The sequence below is a fragment of the Nonomuraea cypriaca genome (assembly GCF_015645445.1).
Lineage (GTDB): Bacteria > Actinomycetota > Actinomycetes > Streptosporangiales > Streptosporangiaceae > Nonomuraea > Nonomuraea cypriaca.
Map to the genome: position 1 here is coordinate 1 of NZ_JADOGI010000418.1, position 4,386 is coordinate 4,386.

Sequence of the window (4,386 nt, forward strand, 5' to 3'; positions counted from 1 at the left end):
GCTGGACGTCGGCAGCCTGAAAATGGCGCACTGGCTGGAAGGAGCGGGCGTGGTCACGGTGGGCCTCGCCAACCACGGGGTGGGGAACCTGGACTTCGCCCTCAGCATCACCGAACTTCCCGTCTGATCCGCTCCGGGAAGCGGATCACCGAAAGGACTCCCCAATGAAGCTTGGTTTCACACTTCCCATAATCGGGCCCGCTATCAGCAGCGCCGCCGGCCTGAGCGCGTTCTGCCGCGGGATCGAGGACCTTGGCTACGACACGCTGTGGGTCGGCGATCGCCTAGTCCAGCCGGTCGACATGCATAGCATCTATCCGGGCAAAGAGCAGCCGTACCCGCCGCAGATGAAGCGTTACCTCGACCCGGTGCTGCTGTGGACCGTCGCCGCGACGGCGACCAGCCGGGTACGGCTGAATGCCAGCACGCTCAGCACCTTCTACTACGAGCCGCCGCACCTGGCCCGGATGCTGACCACGCTCGACGTGCTCAGCGACGGCCCTCTCGAGGTCGGCGTGGGACTCGGGTGGATGAAGGACGAGCACGACATCTCCCGCAGCGCGGACTGGAGCCGACGCGGGCGGATGCTCGATGACCTGCTGGCGTTCCTGCACGAGTGGTGGACGGCCAACCCGGTGTCCTGGGACAGCGAGTTCTTCTCGCTGCCGCCGGTCCACGCCGACCTGCGCCCGGTGCAAGCGGGCGGGCCGCCCATCTGGATCGGCGGCGCCAGCGAGGCCGCGATGCGCCGGGTCGGCCGCAGCGCCACCGGCTGGCTCGGGCTCGAGTTTCTGCCGGACGAGGTCTCCGACCAATTGTGGTCGCTCGCGCGCCAGGCGGAGCAGGAGGCCGGCCGCGATCCCGACGCGCTGAAGAAGGCGATACGTATCAACCTCGAACCGGGCACGTCCGTTGATTCGCTGGCCGACAAGCTCAAGCGCCTCGCCGAGTCCGGTGCGGACGAGGCGTTCGTGGACGCCTTCGCACTGTTCCCCAGCCTTGACCAGATGCTTGACTTCGCCAGCCAGGTGATCGCGCGCACCGGTCGGTTGTGACCACCCAAGAGCCGGACAACCTTGACACAACGAAGCCATGACCGAGTTCGCCCCGCACCGTGAGGGGCTCCGAACCTCCCGGACTCCGGCCCAAGTAGGGTCAGAGACAGTCCGGGAAGGAAGCACGTGGCGAAGAAGCCGAGAATATATCCACCCGAGTTGCGCGCCGAAGTGGTGAGCGCCGTTATCGAAGGCGGCAAGACTCCTGCACAGGTTGCGCGGGACTTCGGACTGGTGGCAGAGACCGTTCGAAACTGGGTGAAGGCGGCCCAGGAAGAGAATTCCGGAACCACCGATGAGGCGCGGTCCGCGATCGATCGTGCGAGGTTCCGGGAGATGGAACGGCGGCTGCAGGAGCTGGAGCAGGAGAATGCCTTCCCGAAAAAAGTGTCGGCCTTCTTTGCGAAGGAACTGCCGTAAGCGAGAAGTACGAACTCATTCTCGCCGAGAAGGCCGACTTCAAGCTGAACATGATGTTCCGGGTGCTGGACGTGTCGAAGTCCGGGTACCACGAATGGGAGAAGCGCCCGATGTCGGCGAGCGAGCAACGGCGCGAGGACTTGAAGCTCTTGATTGACTTCGTGTTCGAGGAATCCGGCCGGACGTATGGGTATCGGCGTGTCCATGCGGAGCTTCGGCGCGCCGGCGTCGAAGTGGACGATGAACTCGTCCGCAAGCTCATGCGGGAGGTAGGTCTGGTCCCGGTGCAGGTCAAGCGACGTCGTGGCCTCACGGTCGCGGACAAGACCGCAACTCCGATCCCTGACCTGGTGCGACGCGACTTCACTGCGAGCAGGTCCGGCGAGAAGATGATCGGCGATATCACGCAGATCGATACAGCTGAGGGCGCGCTTTTCCTGGCCACTGTCATCGACTGCTTCAGCAAGAGCGTGATCGGCTGGGCGCTGGATTCGCGATATCCGGCGAGCTTGGTGTGTGCGCGGCCATCGATATGGCCGCGGCCCGTATCGAGATCCCCGATGGTGCGATCTTTCATTCCGACCGAGGGAGTTCAACGCCGACGCCACCGGGCTCGTCATCCCTGAAGGCACGTCCGGTGCGCAGGAGATCGCCAAGGCAGTCCCGGCGAGCGCGCACGTCGTGAAGGCGTTCAACACGGTCTTCGGCCACGTGCTGGCCCAGGGGCGTCCGTTGGACGTGTTCTTCGCCGGAGATGACGCGCGGGCCAAGGCCGACGTGTCGGCGTTCATCGAGAGCCTCGGACTGCGCCCGCTCGATGTCGGCGGCCTGGAGATGGCCCGCTGGCTGGAAGGGGTCGGGCCGCTGCTGATGGGCCTGGCCCGCAACGGCGCGGGGACCTTCGACGTCGCCCTCGGCGTCAACCTCCCCGGCTGAGCGCACCCCTGCAAGTAGCCCGCGGCGCTCCCGCCGCGGATTCTCACGAAGGAGTCATCGTGCGTCTGATATGGCAGCTCTTGGCGGTTGTGGCGGTCTGGATCCTCGGCAATCTGGGCACCGCGGCGGTGAAGGACAACCCCTGGCTGGCGCTCGTCGCCGGCCTGCTGACGGCCGTCGTCGCGGTCCTGGTCTACGGCTGGGTGGTGCGGCGCACCGAGCACCGGGCCCCCGTCGAGGTGTCGCTGAAGGGAGCAGGCGCGGGGATCAGCTGCGGCACGCTGCTCGGCATCGCGCTGTTCGGGGCAGTCATCGCGAACATCGCCTTCTTAGGCGACTACACGATCAACGGCCTGGGCACGCCGGCGAGCGCCGTCGGCCTGCTCGGCATCATGGCGGGTGCCGCCGTGACCGAGGAGCTGGTCTTCCGCGGTGTCCTGTTCCGGAACGTCGAGCACTGGACCGGAACCTGGATCGCGCTCGTGCTGACCGGCTCGCTGTTCGGCCTGATCCACCTGCTCAACGCGAACGCCACTCTGTGGGGCGCCATCGCTATCGCCATCGAGGCAGGCGGGATGCTGACCGCCGCGTACATCGCCACCCGCAAGCTGTGGGTGCCGATCGGTCTGCACTTCGGCTGGAACATTGCCGCGAGCGCCATCTTCAGCACCAAGGTGTCCGGCAGCAACACCCCGCAGGGCCTGCTGGACGCGACGATGTCGGGTCCAGCGGTGGTCACGGGCGGCGACTTCGGACCGGAGGGCAGTGTGTACGCCGTGGTGTTCGGCGTGGTGGCCACCGTCGTGTTCATGTGGCTGGCACACCGGCGTGGTCACGTGGTCCCCGTCCGTCGCTCGGCCCGGGCGGACGTGGCCGCTAGGCTCGCCAGGTGATCGAACTCCGGCGGGTCCTGGACCGGTGACGGCAGATCGACGTCACGGTCCGGGAGTGCCGCTCGCGTTGGTGCCGGCGGTCGCATCGTTCGTGCCGGCGTTCCACGGGCTGGGGACGGAGGTCGGCACGCTGCCGACCCGTCCCTTCGACGCGCTGGCCGTCGTGGCGATCGTCCTCCAGTGCTTCCCGCGACGCCTACACCACCACCTCGCTGACCGAGGCCCGCCGCATCGCCGAACGAGTCGGGGCTTGAGCAGAAGGGCTTCGTCGGCTACCCCGGAGACGGCGCGAACCTGTGGAACGCCGTGCACACCCGCGATGTCGCCTCCTTGTTCCGCCTGGCGCTGGAGAAGGGGCCGGCCGGCGAATACTGGCACGCGGTTGAGGACGGGGCCATCCCGTTCCGCGAGATCGCCGAGGCCATCGGCAGCCGTCTGGGCCTGCCCGCCGTGAGCGTACCCGTGGACGAACTGATGGTGCCGGGATACTTCGGGTTCCTCGCGAACATAGTCACGCAGAACTACCCGGCGTCCAACCTCATCACCCGCCGGACCCTCGGCTGGGAACCCGCTCAGCCCAGCCTGCTCGCCGATTTGGACAACGGCCATTATTTCCCCGCCGGCTGACGGCAGGGACCCCAATCGCAACGAGCCCGGCAAATGACAAGGGATAAGGCTCTTCTGGAGGGACGCCGAGAATATGACGACTGTGGGATTCATCGGAAGCGGATACATCGGCAGTACCATCGCGCGGCTCGCCATCGAGGCCGGGCACCAGGTCGTGCTCAGCAACTCGCGCGGTCCCGAAACGCTCGCGGACACGACCGCGGAACTGGGGCCGCGGGCGTCCGCGGCGACGAGCGGGGAGGCCGCGGCGGCCGGTGACATCGTCGTGGTCACGGTGCCGGTCAAGGCGTTCTCCAGCTTGCCCGCCGCGCCACTAGCCGGGAAGACGGCGGGCGGTGCTGGACGCCGAGCCCGGGATGACGGTGGTGGGCGTCGCCGCCACCGGCGCCGCCGCGCTGAGCCTGGCCGTCGAGCACCGGCCCGACGTCGCCGTGCTCGATGTCAACATGCCCGAC

General features: G+C 67.4%; 7 protein-coding genes. All 7 read left to right on the plus strand.

Annotated features, from left to right (window positions below; genetic code table 11):
* Positions 1-164: 164 nt before the first annotated feature.
* A complete protein-coding gene (locus ITP53_RS54045; protein ID WP_195903257.1) occupies positions 165-1,055 on the plus strand; it encodes a TIGR03619 family F420-dependent LLM class oxidoreductase in 891 nt (296 codons plus the stop codon).
* A 126-nt stretch (positions 1,056-1,181) separates the two neighbouring features.
* Entirely contained in the window at positions 1,182-1,475 is a 294-nt protein-coding gene (locus ITP53_RS54050) for a transposase (RefSeq protein ID WP_195903258.1), read from the plus strand.
* Between the two features lie 62 nt (positions 1,476-1,537).
* Positions 1,538-2,101, plus strand: a complete 564-nt coding sequence (locus tag ITP53_RS54055; RefSeq protein ID WP_195903259.1) for an IS3 family transposase — start codon at positions 1,538-1,540, stop codon at positions 2,099-2,101.
* A 55-nt stretch (positions 2,102-2,156) separates the two neighbouring features.
* On the plus strand, positions 2,157-2,411 hold the full coding sequence (locus ITP53_RS54060) for an NAD(P)-binding domain-containing protein (RefSeq protein WP_207757720.1): 255 nt from the start codon (positions 2,157-2,159) through the stop codon (positions 2,409-2,411).
* A gap of 59 nt (positions 2,412-2,470) precedes the next feature.
* Positions 2,471-3,304, plus strand: coding sequence for a CPBP family intramembrane glutamic endopeptidase (locus ITP53_RS54065; protein WP_195903260.1), 834 nt, complete (start codon positions 2,471-2,473; stop codon positions 3,302-3,304).
* Positions 3,305-3,610: 306 nt separating this feature from the next.
* Positions 3,611-3,931: a Rossmann-fold NAD(P)-binding domain-containing protein gene (locus ITP53_RS54070; RefSeq protein ID WP_207757721.1), complete on the plus strand. Its 321-nt coding sequence runs from the start codon at positions 3,611-3,613 to the stop codon at positions 3,929-3,931.
* A 73-nt stretch (positions 3,932-4,004) separates the two neighbouring features.
* Positions 4,005-4,386: NAD(P)-binding domain-containing protein (locus ITP53_RS54075; protein ID WP_236052216.1), on the plus strand; the 382-nt coding region annotated here is incomplete at its 3' end.